A 20,455-nucleotide genomic window follows, 5' to 3' on the forward strand; every position below is an offset into this window, starting at 1 on the left:
CTCACTGTACCTGCATGGCAGGCACCGGCAGCTCGGCAAACACTTCTGGCGCATACATGGCCTCCACCCGGCTGCCAGGCAGGCTGAACTGGCCGGGCTGATTGAGTCTGACCGTATATTCGACCGTGAATTTACCCTTGGGCGCGTAGGCATAATAAGCCCTGAAACCATCCAGTGCGCGCTCTTCATAGGCCGGGCGTTGCCAGCCCAGGCGTTGCTCGTTTTGCGTCAGTTGCTGGCTGTCACCGCCCAGGCCACTGCCGAGGATGGTCGCGCCACTGGGCACCGGGTCATTGATGACCACCCAGGTCATATCGGCTTGCGCCTCAACCGTAAGGCGGACGCGGTAGACATCGCCCCGTTGCCAGCGGCCAGCCGTTTTTTGCGACACCGGTGTGACCTCACGTTGCAAGCGATAGCCGGCAAACAGCGGGGCTTGCAACGGTAAGGACGCTTTGGCGGTGACAAATGCCCAAGGCTTGCCTTCACCCTGTTGCTGGATTTGCAGCGGAGCTGCCGCCTGCGGCCAGGCATACTGCGTCAGCAATCCCCCCGCTTCGGTCCAAGGCGCGGGCTGGGTGGCGCTAGTCATTGCTTTAGCAGGCTTGGCAATGGCGGCACGTGACCAAGGCAAATGCTGGCTTTGCCCGGCCAGGCTAAGCTCGACCTGGCCAGTCACCGCAGCCTGTTCATGGGCTTTCTGGAAATGCCGCAACGCCAGCACGCCCCAGGCATTGGCCAAGGTGGTCCGCCAATGGCCGGCCTGTTGTCGCGACAACAAGCCACGTGCGAGACGGCCCGCATCCTCGGCAGGCAATTGCGGGTCTGCCGCCAGCAAGTCCAGCGTACGCGCCGCATTCACGTCGGGCGACACCATCAACCACCACAGGTCATCCTGTTTCTCGGTCGAAAACGTGAACTGCGTGCCTGAAACCATCCAGCGCGATTGCAGCACCTGCATGGCCTGGGCGCGCTTTTGCTCAGCCTCTGGCAGCGCTGGCATGCGTTTGAGTATGGATAACCAGTCAATCACGCCTGAGGTCGGCCACAGCTCGGGACGAATCTCCAGCGCATCCAGCATTTCTGGTCTGGCATGGTCATAGCGTGCCAGGGCGTCAATCGCCGCCAGCTTGCGCAACACGACATCTGCCGTTTGGATGCTGCCATAGCGGTGAATGCGGCCAGCGACAAAATCCTCCAGCCCTTTGAGCATGCGCTCACGTGCCGTGTCCGGGATGTCATAGCCTGCAGCATCGGCAATTTGCAATAAATAACTGGTGAGGCTGTCATCCCCTTGCAGCCAATCCATGGGGAAATAACGCGCCAGGCCATCGCCATCGAGGTGCTGGCCCAGACTGAGCATCACGCTATTCCAGCGGGCCTGATCCTCCAGCGTCACCGCCACCGAGGCGCGCTGTTCCAGGCAGATATAGGGATAGCGCTGCATCCATTCGCGCACGCTGCCCAGACTACCGACCAGTGAGCGGTTAAGCCGCACGTCTATGCCACCCCGGCCCGGCACCGCCTGCGCTGGCGCTTGTACCGTCATCTGCCAGGGCTGACCGGCTTGCAATTGCTGTATGGTCTGCTGGTAGACACGAACCGGATAAGCCGCACCGACCTGCTGGTGCACTTTTAAACGGTCTTTAATCTGCAAACGAGTTGGGGGTTGCGCGGTAGACTCCCCGACCACCGCCGCATCTATTTGCCAATCCAGGCCGGTCACGTTGTAAGGCACGCGTAGCGGGAACGCCAGGGTCGCGGCCTGGCCAGCAGCTAGCTTGACGCGCTGAGGTTTAAGCGGGGTCTCCACGCCCAGTGGGGTGGCGGTCACTTGCGTGGTGAGGGGTCGCTGGCTAGCATTGCGCACGGTCACCATGGCCTGCAGCTGATCGCCTTCACGCACAAACGGCGGCAGCCCAGAAAACAGCATCAGGTCTTGCGTGGTGCGGATCAGCGCACTGCCAGAACCAAAGCGCGCTGCACCGGCATGGGCAATGGCGGCAATGCGGAAACTGGTCAAGGCATCATTGAGCGGGATGCTGACACTGGCCTGGCCGTGTTTATCCAACTTGATCACGGGCTTCCACAGCAGCAAGGTATCAAACAGTTCACGCGCGTTGGCGCCCTGCCCGCCACCGCCGCCAGGGGCGACGGCTTTTTTACCAAAATGGCGTTTACCAATCACTTGCGACTGTGCCGTTGAGGTATATACCTCTATCGGCCGGCGCTGCATCATGGCCTCCAGCAACTGCCAGGAATCAGGCTTGGCCAGTTGCAGCAAGCCTTCATCCACCGCAGCCAGCGCCACCTCGGCATTCGAGAGCGGCTTGCCCGCCGGGTCTGTCACCGTCAGCTTGACCCTGGCCTGTTCACGCACTCGGTAAACCGTGCGTTCAGGGTCCACCTTGACCTTGAGGGCATAGCCTTGCCAGCCCACCTTGATTTGCGTCATGCCCAGCTTGAAGGCAGGCTTGCTTAAATCCACCAGGGCCGTTGGCCGCGTATCCACCTCGACCGGCAAATGATCGACCAGGCCTAAAAACTGGCCCACCTGATAGACCATGCGCTTGAGCCAGGCAAAGCGTCCGGGCGCTTGCGGATCGACACGGCCACGCACCACCATCACCGACACATAGGCATTAGGCCCATACTCGGCAGCGATCGGCACCTTGACGATGGGCGACTGCATGCTGATTTTGCTGACATACGAGGCCAGTACGCCTTCGCGCTCCACCGTCACCAGCGCCGTCGCTTCGCGGAAAGGCATGCGCACTTCAAACTGCGCCGTTTCGCCCGGGGCATACTCGCGCTTGTCAGCCAAAATATCAATGCGGTCGCTGGCGCCTGCGCTATACCAGCCGTCTTCATCGGCGACATACACTTCCTGGCTGGCGATGGCAGGCTGCTTTTTGCTGTCTTTAGTGGTTGCCACCAGAATCAGTTCGCCACTGGCCGGAGCCTCCCCCTTGCAACTGAGCAAACCCTGGCCATCGGTTTGCCCGTCGCACACCGCACCCACATGTTTCACCTCAGCGGTTTGTTCATAGGCATAAAACCCGCCCAGCAACCGTTTGCGGTAAGCATAGGTATGCCGCTGGTAGGCCTCGACGGCTACCGGTTGCCGCACCAGCGGTTTGCCTGTGCTATCCAGCGCTAGCACCTTGAACGCCAGACTCTGTTGCGTCGCAAAATAGCTATCCATTTTAATGCCGAGATTCACAGCCGAAGGCAGCAGCAGTGCTTGTGTGGCTGCCGTCAATATCTGGCCGTTGGGGTCGGCATATTCCATCTCCACCTGCAAGGCATGGGGGGTACGTACATCAGGTAAACGGTCAAACGTGACACGCGCGCCGCCACTGCCATCCAGCGTCACTGCCTGTGTGCGGGGCGGGTAGCGCTTGTCACTGTCAGCAGATGCTGGATCCGAGGATTGCCCATCACTCCAGCCTTCTTCCGGGTCATAAGAAAAAGGTTGTATGGCGTGCAGCCCTTCCTGTGGCCGCTCACCGCCAAAACGAAACGCCTCATACTGCGCAAACTGCATGGTATAAGGCTCTAGCCGGCTACGGAACTTGACCGGCAAGCCAGCCGCAGGCCCGCCCGCCAGATAGTTGAGTTGCACATCCACCTGTAATTGACGCTGGTTAACCACCGGTGCAGCGGGCGGTTTGAGGCTGGCATGCATTAAGGGCACGCGGTATTGCTCAACCCGGAAATGCCCCATCGTTACCTCCATGCCCTCCACCATCATGGTCACCATATAGTTGCCCAGCTTGGCTTCTTTGGGAATCACCCAGCTAGACGTACCGGCCGCATTGGCCCAGCGCACCGCGCGCGTCTCGCTTTCGCCGCTGCCCTGATGCGTCAAGGTGATCTCATCCGGCAACCGCTCGGGCAGGCGCAGTCCTTTGCCGGTGTGCAAGCGCACAAAGTGCTTCATGGAGACGGTTTCACCGGCGCGGAACAAGGGGCGGTCAAATACCGTATGTGCCAGTACCGGGCCCGCGCTCTCGCCGCCGCCCAGGTTGAATTGCCAGGGGCTGAGGCCATCATCCCACTGTGAAAACATAAACGACAAATCATCGTCTTTGCGTGCCGTGACCAGATGACCATAACAACTTTTGCGGTAGCTGTCTTCAAGGGCCTGTGCAATATTCGCGCGGCCCTGGCGGTCGGTTTTGCCTTGCCAGAGCAAGACGCCATCGCAGGTGGACACCCTGACTTCGGCCCCCGAGACCGGTTTGGCATTATCCAGCCGCGTCACCCATACCAGCGAGGACTCATGGCCTTTTTTATAATGCACGGCCAGGTTGGTGACCAGCGCGCTAGATGAGACAAAATAAGGTTTTTGCTCGCCATGCAACGCCGCCCCCAGGCGGTCACTGGCAAATTCGACCACATAGAATCCAGGCTTTTGCAGCGGGATGCCCATCACCTCAAACGTTTTCTGCCCTTGCCTGCGCGGCAGGCGGATCTCACTGGAAGCTATGTCCTGGTTGCCTATTAGCAGGGGGATTTCTCCCTCGCGTGGGTAACGGTCATGCGTTTTCAAAAAGGCGTCAGACTCGCCACTGCCATAAGGATGCTGGGTGACTTTAAAATACCAGGCGGCCAGTTCGGCATCATTCTCGGGTTGCAAGCGGCCCACACGGCCAGATTGCTCGGCATTGGCGCTGGGGGTGATGCGCGCGCCTTGCAAGGTGACCTCGACATTACGCACCGTCACCGGCAAGGCAGGTTGCGCATACCGCTCCAAAATGCCAAATTTTGCCGGGAACTTGATCAGGGGCGGATCGACATCCATTGTCATCGCCAACGGAAAAGCGCGCGCATTGACCGGCACGCGCCCGGCATCATCTTTAAAATCACCAGGCAATTGCAACACCACCCGGCTATTGGCGGTAAACGGTCCTTTGAACTGCACCGCTTCCAGGCTCTCGCCTTGTGCATAGTCTGCAATCACCGGCTTTTGCATGCTGCCATCCGGCAGTTTGAGTCGGATGGCCTCAGCCAGGCGGCGGCTGACAGGTGCATTAAACTGCACCTGTATCGGCAACACCGGAATACAGCCCGCCTTGGCATTGGTGCGCGTACAGCTGGCATTCACTTTAAACGCATCGCGCACTTTAAATCTCAGCACTTGCGGCTTGTTGGCAACCACACCACTGACGGAGGTGATGCCTGCGTCCCAATGCAAACTCACCTCACTGCCCGCAGGCAACGGGCGGCTGCACTGTGCCACCACAATATTCGCCTGCTGCATACGGCGGTCTTTGACCGACAGCAGACCCTGCTGCGCATTTTTAAACAACACCAAAAACAACTGGCTGGCGCGGTCTTTTTGCTCGCGCAGTATCTGCTCGCGTGCCTGGCCCGTGATCAACTTGAGTGGAAACAGCTCACCTACACCTTGTATGCTGCAAGCCGCATGCTGCTTGATGCTGTCTTCATTGACAGGCGCATCCAGCCCCAGCAAAAACACCTGTGACTCATCGATATATTCAATGCCCTCTTCTGGCAGCGAGGTGATGATGGCCGGCCCCCCGGTTGAAAAACTGAAGGATTGCGACGAAACCGGTGTGCCCGCGACGCTTTGCAAGCCTTTTTTAACAGAGAAGCGGCATTGCAAACCGGCCGGTAAATCGGTCTCAAAGTCATACACCCACTGCCTGTCATCCAGCCAATGCCCCTGGCCTTTGGCATCACATTGAATGTCAAACGGTGCAGGCAGACGCGGGTCGCCAAAAGCCACCATTGGCAGCGAAAACCGGGCGCTGACTTGCCTGACCGCCTTTACCTCGCCTTGCGGTGCAAAGGTCACGCGCGCTTGCGTGTCCGCGTCTGCAGCTAATACATTCCCTGCCAGCAACCCTTGCCAGAGCACACAACAGGCAGCCAGCCAACTTGCAGTCATCCAGCCGCTGGTAAAGCGCTCAGAAAACCGCGCCGGTTGTGCGCGCACAGCGTGTGTCAAAAAACGGGCCAGCATAGCGTGATCCTTAATATGGCAAAAACGCGGACGAAAGGGCAGCTCTCATCATTCAAATTGCTAAGCCTGACAAGGCGCGATTAAAAAATGGCGCGATTAAAAAATTCAGTCGCCGCATATCGTTGATACGGGAGGAAAAACTTTTTATGCGCAACGCAATATCGCGACGCAAGTTGATTGATTAGAGGTGCCCGAAAAGGACATTATCTTATAAAATGACCTGTTGGTTAATGACACTTTGCTGAACATGCCTAGCGCTTCTCTCCCTCCTTCACCCACGCCAGCGGCGACCATCCTCTGCGCCTCTGCGCGTCTGGCGCAAGGCATCCGGCAATGGTTATCGTCCAGCTACCAGCAGCAAGGGCTGTTGCAATGGCAGGCACCGCAGGTGTTTCCGCTGCAAGACTGGCTGCACCAGCTCACTGAGCAAGCCATTTTATGTGGCCGCATTGCCGTGGCGGATGCCCCGGCGGGCATGCTGTCCTCCACACAAGAGGCGCTGCTGTGGGAGCAAGCGATTCAGCATTGTCTGCGCCAGCATGACCACCTTGATTTATTGAACACCAACGGCCTCGCCAGTGCAGCGATGGAGGCGAACCGCTACCTGATTGAGTGGAATATCAGCCTGGATATGGATGCAGCCAGTGAGGAAACCCGCCAGTTCATGCAGTGGCGCCAGCAATTTCAGATGCTGTGCAAGCAAAGTGGCTATCTTGAGGGCGTGCGTTACCAAGCCTGGCAATTGGCGCAACTGCAACAGGGCTTGCTACAGTTGCCCGAGCGCATTGCCCTGGCCGGGTTTGACCGCATCAATCCGCATTTGCAACGTCTGATCGACCGTTTGCAAGCCGCAGGTGTGACCGTAGAGCCCTTTGAACATCGCATCACCGCGCAGCAGGTGCAGCGCATGGCCTTTGCTGAGAGCCTGGACGAAATGCGCGCTGCCGTGCATTGGGCCAAGCAGACACTCAGCACCCACAAACAGGCCAGGCTGACCATCGTGGTGCCAGACCTGGAAGCTGTGCGCGACACACTGGCCAATCTGCTGGATGACACCTTTCACCCTGAGGCCTTGCATCCTGCGCATGCTGAAATCCCCCGCTGTTATGAGTTTTCGCTGGGCACGCCGTTAACGCGCTGGCCGCTGGTGAATACCGCCTTAACCTTGTTGCGGCTGGCTTTTCAACACACGCCGCTGGCACAAACCGAACTGTCGGCGCTGCTGGCGGATGTGTATTGGTCACAAGCCCTGTTTGAAGCCGATGCGCGCGCGGCGCTGGACGCCGAAATGCGCCGCCAGTTGCCCTTGCAAGTCAAGGCCACGACCTTTGCGCGGTTTATTACCCGCAAGCAGCAAGATGAGCATGCGATTCATAGTCCGGCGCTATTACAAGACCTCAACGCCTTGCTGACCACGGCCAGACAGCTGCCGGCCAAACAACTGCCTTCGGCCTGGGCCAAGAGCCTGACGGCATTGCTCACCGCCAGCCATTGGCCAGGCGAGCGCAGCCTGTCCAGCCATGAGTACCAGTGCCAGCAATCGTTTTACAAGGTCATTGCGCAACTCGGTGCACTGGATGCCTGGCTGGGCCCCATCCCGGCCATTACCGCCATCCAGCGTCTGACACAATTATGTCAGGCACAGATTTTTCAACCGCAAACCGTGCGCCAGCCCAACCTCGCCGTCATGGGCATGCTGGAAGCCAGTGCCCAGCCGCTGGACGGGGTGTGGGTGATGGGCATGAACGACCATGTGTGGCCCCCGCTGTCGCGCACCAATGCCCTGATCCCGGCCGAGCTGCAACGGCAGGCAGGCACGCCCAATGCCAGCAGTGAGGTGCAAATCGCCTTTGCCAGCCAGATTCACCAGCGCCTGCTGGGCACGGCGAACCGGGTCATTTTTTCTTATGCGCAAAAAGAAGGTGACCGCCTGTTGCGCATGAGCCCGCTGATTCAAGCCATTGCCGAAGTCGGTGCCAGTGCCGGGGTCGCCACGCTGGCGGAAACCCTGGCCACCAGCCAGCCCGAGCACTGGCAATGGCTGGACGACCACCAGGCCCCGCCCGTGCAAGATGGCGAACACGTCAGTGGCGGCACTGGCCTGCTGCGTGCGCAGGCGATTTGCCCGGCGTGGGCGTTTTATCAATACCGGCTTAAAGCCCGCAAACTGGAGACGCCGCATAACGGGCTGGATGTCATGCAGCGCGGCGACCTCATCCACCGCGTGATGGCGGCATTTTGGCAACAACCGCGCGAGGACTGGCAAAGCTGTGCTGAAGAGGAATTGAAAAGTCAGCTGGACGCCCTTGCCGCGCAAGTCATGGCCGAGTTTAATACCGAGTTTTCGCAGCCGTTTACAGAGGTGTTTTGCCAGCTCGAAGCCGAGCGCCTGAGCAAACTCGCCCTGACCTGGCTGCTGCAAGTCGAACGCGAGCGCATGCAACCGTTTACCGTGTCACTGGTTGAAAAAACCTTTAAGCCGCTGATTGAAGGCATCCAGGTCAAACTGGTGATAGACCGCGTGGATACGCTGGCAGATGGCCGCCTGGTGGTGATTGATTACAAAACCGGCAGCATGCCAGACACTAAAAATTGGGCCAGCGATAAAATCACCGAACCACAACTGCCCATTTATGCCGCCTTTATTTTGCAAGACGCCGAGATTGCGGCGGTCTGCTTTGGCAAGCTGCGGCTGACGGATGGTGGCTTTGCCGGCATCGCCGCCGAAGAAGATATTGTGCCCGGCGTCAAAGCGTTTAATCACGAAAAAAACAAATTGTTTGACCCGACAGAATTCCCAGACTGGCCGTCGATTCTGCAGCACTGGCGGACGCAAATCACGCTGACCGCGCAAGCCCTCAAGGCGGGCGAGGCGGCAGTGCTATTTGAGGCGGAGCAGGATCTGGATTATTGCGATGTGTTGCCTTTGCTCAGATTGCCAGAGCGGCAATTGCAGTTTGAGCACTTGCAATCAAAAGGTGCCGCATGATGCACTCAAAAACACCACCAACGATGACAGCAGAGACCGTTTTGTCAGAGGCGCTGGCACTGGATGCCGCCAACCGTGAACGCGCGCTGGCGCTGGAGTCCTTTATTGTCGAGGCCCCGGCGGGCGCGGGCAAAACCGAGTTGCTGACCCAGCGTTTTCTCAAGTTGCTGCAAACCGTGCAGGCCCCCGAAGAAATTATCGCCATCACCTTTACCAACAAGGCCGCTTCGGAGATGCGCGTACGGATTCTGGATAGCCTGTTGCTGGCGGCCAGTGGCGTGGCACCCGAAGCCGCACACAAGAAAATCACGTTTGCACTTGGCCAGCAAGCCTTGCAGCGCTCGGCCGCCCTCAACTGGCAATTGCTGCAAAGTCCGGCCCGCTTGCGGATTTACACCATAGACTCGTTATGTGCCAACCTCGCGCGGCAAATGCCGTTGCTGAGCCGTTTTGGCACGCAACCGGCGGTGACAGAAGATGCCTGGCCTTATTACCGCGAAGCCGCCGGGCTGGCCTTGCAAAGCATGGATGAGCCTGTGCTGGGCGAACCGGTGCGGCGAGTGTTGCGCTATATGGATAATGACCAGGCAAGGCTGGAAGCCCTGCTCATGTCCATGCTGGCCAAACGCGAACAATGGCTGCATCACAGCCAGACCGGGCACACACTGTCTGGGCAAATGGCACTGGTGCATTTAATTGAAGGTGAGCTGGCGCAGATTCACCAGCATCTGCCCGCCCGTTTGCAACAGGCGCTGATGCCGATTGCGCGTTATGCCGGCAGTCAACTCCCAGACACGCACGCCATCGCTCAGCTACGCGATTGGCAAGTGGCTTTGCAACCGCGCTTGGCTGATTTGCCGAACTGGCGCGCGCTGGCCGAGTTGTTATTGACCGGCACGGGGGGGCTGCGCAAACGGCTGGATAAAAACATGGGACTGCCTGCCACCGACGAAGCCAAGCCTTACAAGGAGGCCTTGACCGAGATTCTGGACGGCCTGGCACAAGATCGCCGCGCAGAACCCAGACTGGCGCGCATCCGCATGCTGCCAGACCCCAACGCCCGTGACGAAGCGCTGATTGCAGACTTGAGCCAGCTGTTGAATATTGCGGCGGCCCAGCTCTGGCTGCACTTTCAGTCACAAAACGAAGTCGATTTTGTCGAGATTGCCCAGCGCGCCTTGCAAGCGCTGGTAGAAGGCGGCGAAGCGAGCGAGCTGGCTATGCGGCTGGACTACCGCATACAGCATCTGCTGGTCGATGAGTTTCAGGATACCAGCCCGATGCAGATCGACCTGCTCAAGGCGCTGACGCGCGGCTGGCAACCGGGCGATGGCCGTACCCTGTTTACCGTGGGCGACCCCATGCAGTCGATTTACCGCTTCCGCAAAGCCAATGTCGGCCTGTTTTTGAATGCGGCCGAATTCGGCATCGGTGACATCGCGCTGACCCCGCTCAAACTGTGGCGCAATAACCGCTCGTGCCCGGCCGTGGTCGAATGGATCAACCAGACCTTTAAAGGCATGCTGCCGTCTGAGGATGCCCCGCAGCAAGGCGCGATTGCTTACCGGCCTTTTGTCGCCACGCGCCCGTCTCTGCCTGGTGAGGGGGTGTTTGTGCATCCGCTGATCCAGCCAGTCAGCGAACATGAAGAGGAAGAACCGGCAGATCTGCGCCGACTCGAAGCCGAACAGATTATCCGCATTATCCAGCAAACACGCGCCGAACAGCCAGATGCCACCATTGCCGTGCTGGTGCGTGCACGCAAGCACTTGCATGCGCTGGTCACAGAAATGCGGCGCAACCATGCCGAGTTGAGCTTTCAGGCGGTGGAGATTGAAGAGCTGGCAAACCGCCAGATTGTCCAAGACCTGCTGACGCTCACCTACGCCCTGCACCAGCGGGCTGACCGTGTGCATTGGCTGGCCTTGCTGCGCGCACCCTGGTGCGGGCTGACGCTGGCCGACCTGCATGCCTTGATCGGCCAGGACGGGCAACGCAGCGTCATGAGTCTGCTCGAAGATGAACAAGTGATGGCACGCCTGAGTGCAGATGGCCAGGCCCGCGCCCGCCATGTGCGTGAGGTCATGCAAACGGCCTTGCAATGGCGGTCCCGTACCGCCACCAGCCGCTGGGTGCACAACACCTGGTTGCGGCTGGGCGGCGCACACTGCTTATGGAATGAAAACGATGTGCAAGACGTGCAGGCGTTTTTTGCCCGCATTGCCGCGCTCGAGCAACACGGCCAGTTCAGCCCGCAAAGCCTGGCCGAAGATGTGAAAAAACTGTATGCAGCCCCCGATGCCAAAGCCGATGACCGCTTGCAATTCATGACCATCCACAAATCCAAGGGTCTGGAGTTTGACACGGTCATTCTGCCGGGCCTGGATGGCAGCAACCCGCCCGATGACGCCAAGCTGGTGATTTGGGAGGAAGTCACGACGGCCGATGGTGACGTCGCACTGGTCGCGGCACCGTTTGTACCCACAACCCTCAAGCGGCAGCACACCGGTGTCACGCCCTACGATTACCTGAACGACCTCGACAAAACCCGCGCGGCCTATGAAGACGCCCGCGTGCTGTATGTCGCCGCCACGCGCGCCGAGCGCCAGTTGCATCTACTCGGCATTGCCAGGCCGGATAAAAACGGTGACCCGCAACCCCGTAAAAATACGTTTTTACAGCTGCTGTGGCCAGCCGTCAGTACGCATTTCAATCGCGAACAAGATATCGTGGTCCGCTACCCGCAACAAAGCCAGCAGGCCGATATCCGACAGTTTATGCCCAAGCTGATCCGCTTGCCGCAAGTCACCAGTCCCGCCCTCTTGCAACCCAGCAACGATCTCGCGCGCGCTTATGATGCCACGCCCCCCGCAGACAGCACCGTCAGCAGCCTGGAGGCCGATATCGGCACCCTCGCCCACCTTTACCTGCAACTGATCGCCGAGCAAGGCCTGGCCGCCTGGCAAGCCCTCGCCAGCACGGGTTGCCAGTCATTGCTGGCAGCCATGCAACGCTGGTTTTCGCAACAAGGTTATGCTGAAGTGGAGGCTGTGCCAGCCAGCCAGCAAGTGGCGACGCTACTCACCACCACGCTGCAATCAGCGGATGGCCGCTGGGTGCTCGCTGACCATCCGCAAGCAGCCTCTGAGCTGGCGATTGAGCAACTTGCCGCCAATAAAAAAGTCATAGATCGTACTTTTGTTGCTGAGGGTGTACGCTGGATTGTCGATTACAAATCGGCCCCCGTTACAGCAAGTGATGATTTACCCAGCCTGGCAGCCACGTTCAAGCCACAATTGGCTGCCTATGCCCAGCTGTTTGCGGCCGAAGGCTTGCCGGTGAAAACGGCTATTTTATTTTTAAGCGCAGGCAAACTCGTGCCTGTGGAGATTCTTTGAAGGACAGATGATGATAGATACACAAGCGATTCTCGATGCATTTCAATTCCGCCATGCCTGTAAAGAATTTGATGCCAGCAAACAGATTCCTGCAGAAGAATTTGAATTGATCCTGGAAGCCGCCCGTCTCTCACCCAGCTCATTCGGCTTTGAGCCCTGGCATTTTATTGTGGTGCAAGATAAAACCCTGCGCGAAAGCCTGAAGCAGCATGCCTGGGGCGCGCCGCTCAAACTGGATACCGCCAGCCACTTTGTCTTGTGTCTGGCCATGAAATCCCCCTTTCTGGACGCAGACAGCCCCTACCTGCCGCAATTCATGCGTGAAGTGCAGCACCACCCGGACGACATCGCCAACATGCGCCTGGGCTTTTACAAACAGTTTCAACAGTCTGACTTTGGCCTCACAGACGAGCGCAAACTGTTCGACTGGGCCAGCAAACAATGCTACATCGCGCTGGCCAACATGATGACCGTCGCCGCCATGCGTGGCATAGACAGTTGCCCGATTGAAGGCTTTAAACAACAAGAAACCGAGACCTTGCTGGCAGAGCAGTTTGGCGTAAACCTGCAAGAATATGGACTAGCCTATATGGTCGCCTTTGGTTACCGCAAACATGCACCCAAAGCGAAAACACGCCGGGCCATGGCGCAGGTAGTCACCTGGAAGTGAGCTTACTTGGAGCGTTCGGATACCCCTGCTGAACAGTACCCAGTGACCCCCTTGATTGTTCACGCACGGCGACGCTTCAAGCATTGGCCTCAAAGGGCTATTTAAATGACTTGCCACCCTTTGCTACAGTCTGATTTCAAAATAAATAAAGGGGTGACGGATGAAATCAGTATTTAAAAATATGTTCGCTTGCAGTGTGCTCATGTTGGCAAGTGTTGCGGCCTATGCATCTACAGAGCACTGGGCGTTATCTCATGGGATTGCCTTCAAGCATGACGTTGCTACATACTCGTTTGCGTTGGATGCTTCGACAAAGGTATCTTCCAATAGCCTCGTAGACAGAATGGCTGCTAAGGATGAGGATCAGGCTGACAGTTCAGATGCGGAAACTATGCTTGCATAAACCTGCACAAGTGCCGCAAACGCTTGGTAGGCACTTGCTGATATCTAATGTGGTTGACCGATGTAGCGCAAATAAAAAAGGCCAATGAATGGCCTTTTTTATTTTTTGGCATCAGATTCTGATGAACCGCAGCCAGTTTTAGACACTCAATCAAGCTAACTGATTACGCAGCCTCGTTTTTGAAGTGTCTGCGCACGTACCAGGCAACAAAGATCAATCCCAGCGCGGCAATCACATAATGTGACTCGTGGAAGTACACTTTCAAATCTTCCCAATGCTCACCGGCTTTCATGCCCACATAACCCAGCACCCAGCACCAGATCAGTGAGCCGACAAAGGTATAAGCGACAAAGCGTGTCATGTTCATACGCGCCACCCCAGCCGGGAATGCGATAAATGTGCGTACGGCAGGCAACAGGCGGGCGATGAAAATAATGATTTCACCATGATCTGCAAACCAGCGGTCCGCCATGTCGAGGTCTTTTTTGCTGATCAGCACATATTTGCCGAATTTCTCCACCAGCGGACGACCGCCGTACATGCCCAGGTAATAAGCGGGGATCGAGCCGACCACACAGCCTACCGCCCCTGCCAGCGCAATACCCCACAGCGTTAAATCGCCCTTGCTGACCAGAAACCCGGCAAATGGCATGATGATTTCAGAAGGCAAAGGAATACAGGCGGATTCAATCGCCATCAACAACACAATACCGCCATAGCCCATGCTGGCAATCACGGCAATAATCCAGCCCGCCACGGCAGCCACTAATTTTTCTAACATTACATAAATTCCTTCAAAAGGGTTTTCACTAATTCTACACGGTGATTGAGGTTGCCTAGCTGCACGGTGACACGTAATTTATCCGGCCCGTTCATGCGGCAGCGCTTGTCGCGTTGCAACAGGTTGATCAGCTTGAGCGGATCGAGGTCGGCTTTGACATTAAACTGCAACTGAATGGCTGCGTCAGAGGCATCGATTTTAATAATGCCCAAGGCTTTGGCGGCGATGCGCAAACGGTGGCAGGCAATCAGCGCCTCGCCGGGCTCAGGCAACAGGCCAAAACGGTCGATCAGTTCTTCCTGCATGGCATCCAGCGCGTCGTCGTCTTCGCAGTTGGCCAGGCGTTTATAAATCACCAGCCGCTCGTGCACGTCCGGGCAATAGTTGTTGGGCAACAAGGCCGGGGTATGCAGATTGATTTCGGTGGTCACCCCCAGTGGCGCATCAAGGTCAGGCTCTTTGCCGGCCTTGAGCTGTTTAACAGCATGATTCAGCATATCGGAATACAAGTTAAAGCCGATTTCTTGCATTTCACCACTCTGGCTGTCGCCCAGCAACTCACCGGCACCGCGGATTTCAAGGTCGTGCATGGCGAGGTGGAAGCCTGCCCCCAGGTCTTCCAGCAGCTGAATCGCGTCTAGCCGTTTTTGCGCCTGCGGAGTGATATTACGGTGCGGATCGGTCAGCAGATAGGTGTAAGCCTGGTGGTGGCTACGACCGACGCGACCACGTAACTGGTGCAATTGCGCCAGGCCAAACATATCGGCCTTGTTGATGATCATGGTGTTGGCAGTGGGCACGTCGATGCCGGTTTCGACGATGGTCGTACACAGCAACAGGTTGGCGCGTTGCTGGTAAAAGTCGCGCATCACGTGTTCCAGCTCGCGCTCGCGTAACTGGCCATGACCGATGACGATACGGGCTTCGGGCACGATTTTCTCCAGCTTTTCCTTCATGACATAGATGGTATCCACTTCGTTATGCAGGAAATACACCTGGCCGCCGCGCTTGAACTCACGCATGACCGCCTCGCGGATAATGCCGTCCGAATAAGGCGTATGAAAGGTTTTGATTGCCAACCGTTTTTGCGGCGGCGTGGAAATCACTGAGAACTCACGCAGGCCTTCCATGGCCATGCTCAAGGTACGCGGAATCGGCGTGGCGGTCAGCGTCAGCACATCCACCTCGGCACGCAGGGCTTTCATCTGTTCTTTTTGTCGCACGCCAAAACGGTGCTCTTCATCCAGAATCGCTAAACCCAGGTTCTTGAATTTGACGTCTTTCTGAATCAGCCGGTGCGTGCCAATGATGATGTCTATGCTGCCATCGGCCAGTCCCTTGATGGCTTCGGCCTGCTCTTTGGCGGTGCGGAAACGGGAAATTTCGGCAACCTTGATTGGCCACTCGGCAAAGCGGTCGACAAAGTTCTGGTAATGCTGCTCGGCCAGCAAGGTGGTCGGCACCAACACCGCCACCTGGCGGCCACCCATCACTGCGACAAAAGCGGCACGCAGCGCGACCTCTGTTTTGCCAAAGCCAACATCACCGCACACCAGGCGGTCCATGGGGCGGCCAGATTGCATGTCTTTGATGACGGCTTCGATAGCATCCAGCTGGTCTGGCGTTTCTTCAAACGGAAAGCCTTCACAAAAGGCCTCGTAATCATGCAGGCCCAAGGTAAAGGCATGGCCTTTGCGCGCAGCGCGTTGCGCATATAGGTTAAGCAACTCGGCTGCGGTATCGCGAATCTGTTTGAGGGCTTTTTTCTTGGCTTTTTCCCACTGGCCGCTACCTAGTCTGTGCAATGGTGCACTCTCGGGCGGCCCACCGGAATAACGTGAAATCAGAAACAGTTGCGACACCGGCACATACAGTTTGTCTTCGCCAAAATACTCAATCAGCAACAGCTCAGTCTCGCCCTCGCCAAAATCGATATTGACTAGGCCCTTGTAGCGCCCCACCCCGTGCTGCTCATGCACCACCGGGTCATCCAGCCGCAGTTCGGACAAGTCTTTGAGCATGCCTTCGGCATTACGCGCTTTCTCCTGATTGCGGCGGCGCTGCTGACGCACGGTGCTGGCATACAGCTCGGCCTCGGTGACCACCGCCAACGCGCCCGCGCGCGCATCCTTATCCACCATGCCTTGATGCAAGGGCGCCACGCCGAGCATGACCGGGAAGTTCGATTGTGCAAACCCGGCCCAGTCTTCAGCCAGTGAAAAACTCAGGCCATGATCGCTAAACAGTTGCGCAATCGTCTCGCGCCGGCCCAGGCTTTCTGCGGCAATCATTACCCGCCCGTCAAATTGCTGGATAAAGGCTTGCAGTTTGTGCAAGGGCTGCTCGGCACGTCGATCTACATCGACAGGCGGTAAAACGGTTTGTTGGGCAATTTGCTGAGTGACCAGCGCGAAGTCATGCGTGCGCTTAAAAAATTCATCGGCTTTTTGCAGCAGTGTTTCCGGGCGCAAGATGGGTTTTTCCGCATCATGTGCCATCAGGCGGTAACGCGTACTGGCATCGGCCCAGAATGTTTGTGCGGCCTTGTCCAGGTCCCCATGCAGGCAAAGGACGGTTTGCGCGGGCAAATAATCAAATAGTGTGGCTGTCTGCTCAAAAAACAGCGGCAAATACCATTCGACCCCGCCGCTGGGCGTGCCTTTACTCACATCTTTATAGATTTTGGCGCGTTGCGGGTCGCCCTCAAAGTACTCGCGAAACTGGCTGCGGAAACGCGTGATCGCCGCTTCATCCATAGGAAACTCCCGCGCAGGCAGCATGCGAATTTCGGGCACCGGATAGACGCTACGCTGGGTGTCGATATCAAACGTGCGTATGGTTTCGATTTCATCATCGAACAGGTCTATGCGGTAGGGAAAGGCGCTGCCCATGGGGAACAAATCCACCAGCCCGCCGCGCACGCTGAACTCGCCCGGTGCCATCACCTGGCTCACGTGGTGGTAACCCGCCTGCGCACACTGGTTGCGCAAGGCCTCCACATCCAGCCGTTGGCCTTTTTTGAGCATGAACGAGTGCGCGGCCAGGTAAGCCACCGGCGGCAGGCGCAATAATGCGGTCGCCATCGGCACAATCACCACATTGCTCTGGTTTTGGCTCAGTTGATACAAGGTTGCCAGGCGCTCAGAGATTAAATCAGGATGCGGGGAAAACACGTCATACGGCAGCGTTTCCCAGTCTGGCAGCAAGTGCACGGCAATCTCTTTGCCAAAAAACGGGATTTCGTCCATCAGCCGTTGCGCTTCAAACGCACTCGCCGTTAAAACGACCAGAGGCGTATTTGTTGCTTTTAAACCACAAGCCAGCTCGGCTAATGCCTGGCTATCCAGGCCCTGACTTTGAAAAGAAAAGCGCTGCGGATGCCCGATCACGGGGAGTGAAACTGCCATAAAAAATTAGACTCTTATTGCTCAGGTTAGATGAGTATTTGTTGGCGAATCTGCCGAGTTTGCTATTATAACTGCAAGCGTCGATCGGCTGTCATGGAATGACACCTAAGACGCCCGAGCGAATAAAATGTATGACCCCAGCACGGAGATGAGAAAGATGAATGACAAACAAGCCGTCGCGCTGGAAGCTGCCAGCTACGTCAAAGACGAGATGATCGTAGGCCTGGGCACAGGATCTACCGCCAATTACTTTATTGAAGCGCTGGCGCAACGCCAGCAGCAAGGCCTGCGGGTGACCACGGTTGCCAGCTCCACCATCAGCATGATCAAGGCGCAAAGCGTTGGCTTGACCGTGCTGGGCCTGCAACAACTCAGCCAGATAGACCTTTATGTGGACGGCGCGGATGAAATCACGCCCGACAACACGCTGCTCAAAGGCCGCGGCTATGATCTGGTCATGGAAAAACTGCTGGCCAAGGCGGCCAAACAGTTTATTGTGGTAGCCGACAAAAGCAAGCTGGTGCCTCATATTGGCCTGAACTACCCTATCCCAATTGAAGTGATGCCCTTTGCCTGGCAAGCGGCCAAGCGCAGCATTGAAGCCATCGGCGGCACCGGAGAGTTACGACCCAATGTGGCCAAAGACGGCTTGTGCATGACCAGTCATGGGAGCCTGGTACTGGATATGCGCTTTGAGGCTGGCCTGGATGCGCATAGCCTCAACGCAGCACTGAACAACATCCCCGGCGTGGTTGAGCATGGTATTTTTGCCAAACTAGCCACAACCATCCTGATTGCAGATCAGGGTCAGATCGCAACACGGGTTTAACTGGCGGCATTTCACTGCCGCTTTGCTGGCTCATGCGTTTTCTCTCTGCCCATTTGGTTCGCGCCGCATGGTTAACGGCCCTGCTCTGCCTGGGGCTCAGTGCGTGTAGCGATAATAGTGATACCAAGCCAGCCACACGCGCCAAACCCAAGCCGGATCCTTACACCATTCGCTTTGTCACGATCAATAGCCCCAGCACCTACTTTATCGACAGCCAGAACAATTACGCCGGACTGGAATATGACCTGGCCAAACGCTTTGTCGAGTTTTTGGGGCCGCCGTATAAACTCGAATTCGTGGTGGTAGACAGCTTTTCCAAAGTGTTCCCTACCCTGCTCAAAGGCGACGCCGACATTGCCGCCGCCGACATCAGCATCACCCCTGCACGCAAACGCCAAGTGCTGTTTGGACCGGCTTTCAACCAGGTGCAGTCCATGGTGGTGTTTAACCGCGACAGAAACAGTGAGCCGAATCAAGCCAATGCGCTTTTGAATAAACGCATTGTGCTGCCCAAAAGCACCAGCTTTGTTGAACGCATGCGCGAGCTGCAGGCCAAGTATCGGGGCCTGACCTGGAAAGAATCCGACAAAATGAGCTCGGAGCAACTGATTGAAGCCGTGGCGCGCAACGAGATCGACTTTACCGTCGCAGACAATCACCTGCTGGCGATTATGCAATACAACTATCCGCAACTGGATGCCGGCATGATGCTGGGCCAGGCCGACAAAATCGCCTGGGCGCTAAACAAACTGCATGGCGAACCGCGGCTCAAACAGGTGCAGGCTTTTTTCAAACAGATCGAAAAAAATGGCGTACTGCGCAACCTGGTTGACCGCTATCACGGCCATACCAAACGTTTAAAACCGGTCGATGTGGTTACCTTCCTCACCAAATCGCAAACCTTGCTGCCCAGGTATATCCGCCTGTTTAAAAACGCGCAGGAAATCACCGACATCGACTGGCGACTGCTGGCCGCGCTCAGCTACCAGGAATCTCACTGGGATAATTACAGCACCTCGCCCACCAATGTACGCGGGCTCATGATGCTCACCGAACAAACCTCCAACATGATGAACGTCACCGACCGCCTCGACCCCAAGCAAAGCGTGATGGCAGGCGCCAAGTTTTTTCTATGGATGAAAGACCGCATTCCCGCACGCATCCCTGAACCTGACCGTACTTTTATGACCCTGGCCGCCTATAACAACGGCGTCGGCCACCTCGAAGATGCCCGCATCATTGCCCAGCGCCTGGGCCTCAATCCCGATAGCTGGGCAGACGTCAAACGCGGCTACCAACTGCTCAATGACCCCACCCACTACGTTAACGCCAAACATGGCTACTGCAGCTGCGGCGCGCCCGTGATCTATACCGAGCTGGTCAGAAGCTATTACCAGATCATGCAAAAATACTTTCCGCCCTATGACCCTGGCGTAGACCCATACAAAATCGCAGACATAAAAATGCCCTGGTTGTTAGCCAGGGCATCATAAAAAATTCAAACCATTAAGTTTTGTTGCATTCAACCACCAAATGGTGTTCTGTTGGCATATAAAAACCATCCCCAGCATCTGGGTGATCGAGCACATGATGTTCCACCAACTTGAAATCACTGGCGCATAGGTCTTTGGCCTTGGTTTTGCACTCCTCTAAACTGCTATTGAATTCACTGCAAGTCAATTTAAAACCTTGTTTACCATTGCCTGCGTCAAAGGGGGTAGATTGCACGCTGGCGCAAAAAATGAACAATGATAAAGGGATAAAACGTAGTGATGTTTTCATGATCACAGCTCCTGTTTAACAAATTTCATAGATTTGTCATACCAATGTCATCTTTCTGTGAATGACATATACGTATGTGCTTAGGAGTTAAGTAAAGTTGCATGAAATTTTTGTGACATGCAGTTTCTGATAATAAGTACAATTTTCTGAGTCATTGATCGCAACAATTGATGCCATGTAACACATACTAGTTAGAAATAAAAA

At 56.6% G+C, this 20,455-nt stretch carries 10 protein-coding genes; 6 read left to right on the forward strand and 4 right to left on the reverse strand.

Going from position 1 to position 20,455, the window contains the following annotated elements:
• Position 1: 1 nt before the first annotated feature.
• Positions 2 to 5,992, reverse strand: a complete 5,991-nt coding sequence (locus GOC95_RS09750; protein ID WP_275356882.1) for an MG2 domain-containing protein — start codon at positions 5,990 to 5,992, stop codon at positions 2 to 4.
• A gap of 247 nt (positions 5,993 to 6,239) precedes the next feature.
• Between GOC95_RS09750 and GOC95_RS09755 the strand changes: the two genes are divergently transcribed.
• The 4 genes from GOC95_RS09755 (at position 6,240) to GOC95_RS09770 (ending at position 13,452) form a co-directional block, all read left to right on the forward strand.
• Positions 6,240 to 8,981: a PD-(D/E)XK nuclease family protein gene (locus tag GOC95_RS09755; RefSeq protein ID WP_275356883.1), complete on the forward strand. Its 2,742-nt coding sequence runs from the start codon at positions 6,240 to 6,242 to the stop codon at positions 8,979 to 8,981.
• Positions 8,981 to 12,379: a UvrD-helicase domain-containing protein gene (locus GOC95_RS09760; protein ID WP_275357221.1), complete on the forward strand. Its 3,399-nt coding sequence runs from the start codon at positions 8,981 to 8,983 to the stop codon at positions 12,377 to 12,379. Before GOC95_RS09755 ends, GOC95_RS09760 begins: the two co-directional genes overlap by 1 nt.
• A gap of 10 nt (positions 12,380 to 12,389) precedes the next feature.
• Positions 12,390 to 13,049 (forward strand): NAD(P)H-dependent oxidoreductase, encoded by a 660-nt coding sequence (locus GOC95_RS09765; protein WP_194747080.1) that lies wholly within the window; start codon positions 12,390 to 12,392, stop codon positions 13,047 to 13,049.
• 160 nt (positions 13,050 to 13,209) lie between these two features.
• Complete coding sequence (locus tag GOC95_RS09770) at positions 13,210 to 13,452, forward strand: hypothetical protein (protein ID WP_275356884.1); 243 nt, start codon at positions 13,210 to 13,212, stop codon at positions 13,450 to 13,452.
• Between the two features lie 163 nt (positions 13,453 to 13,615).
• Here the strand turns inward: GOC95_RS09770 and GOC95_RS09775 are convergent, their stop codons facing one another.
• Together GOC95_RS09775 and mfd are read right to left on the reverse strand one after the other, a co-directional pair.
• Positions 13,616 to 14,233, reverse strand: a complete 618-nt coding sequence (locus GOC95_RS09775) for a DedA family protein (protein WP_275356885.1) — start codon at positions 14,231 to 14,233, stop codon at positions 13,616 to 13,618.
• Entirely contained in the window at positions 14,233 to 17,640 is a 3,408-nt protein-coding gene (gene mfd, locus GOC95_RS09780) for a transcription-repair coupling factor (protein ID WP_275356886.1), read from the reverse strand. Before mfd ends, GOC95_RS09775 begins: the two co-directional genes overlap by 1 nt.
• Positions 17,641 to 17,797: 157 nt before the next feature.
• On the opposite strand from mfd, the gene rpiA reads away from it, so the two are divergent.
• Positions 17,798 to 18,469 carry a ribose-5-phosphate isomerase RpiA gene (gene rpiA, locus GOC95_RS09785; RefSeq protein ID WP_275356887.1) on the forward strand — a complete coding sequence of 224 codons (672 nt, stop codon included), beginning with the start codon at positions 17,798 to 17,800 and terminating at the stop codon, positions 18,467 to 18,469.
• Positions 18,470 to 18,501: 32 nt separating this feature from the next.
• Positions 18,502 to 19,962, forward strand: a complete 1,461-nt coding sequence (gene mltF / locus GOC95_RS09790; RefSeq protein WP_275356888.1) for a membrane-bound lytic murein transglycosylase MltF — start codon at positions 18,502 to 18,504, stop codon at positions 19,960 to 19,962.
• 13 nt (positions 19,963 to 19,975) lie between these two features.
• Here the strand turns inward: mltF and GOC95_RS09795 are convergent, their stop codons facing one another.
• Positions 19,976 to 20,257 (reverse strand): hypothetical protein, encoded by a 282-nt coding sequence (locus GOC95_RS09795; RefSeq protein WP_275356890.1) that lies wholly within the window; start codon positions 20,255 to 20,257, stop codon positions 19,976 to 19,978.
• Between the last annotated feature and the right edge of the window lie 198 nt (positions 20,258 to 20,455).

Source organism: Methylophilus sp. YYY-1 (genome assembly GCF_029132825.1).
Taxonomy (GTDB): domain Bacteria; phylum Pseudomonadota; class Gammaproteobacteria; order Burkholderiales; family Methylophilaceae; genus Methylophilus; species Methylophilus glucosoxydans.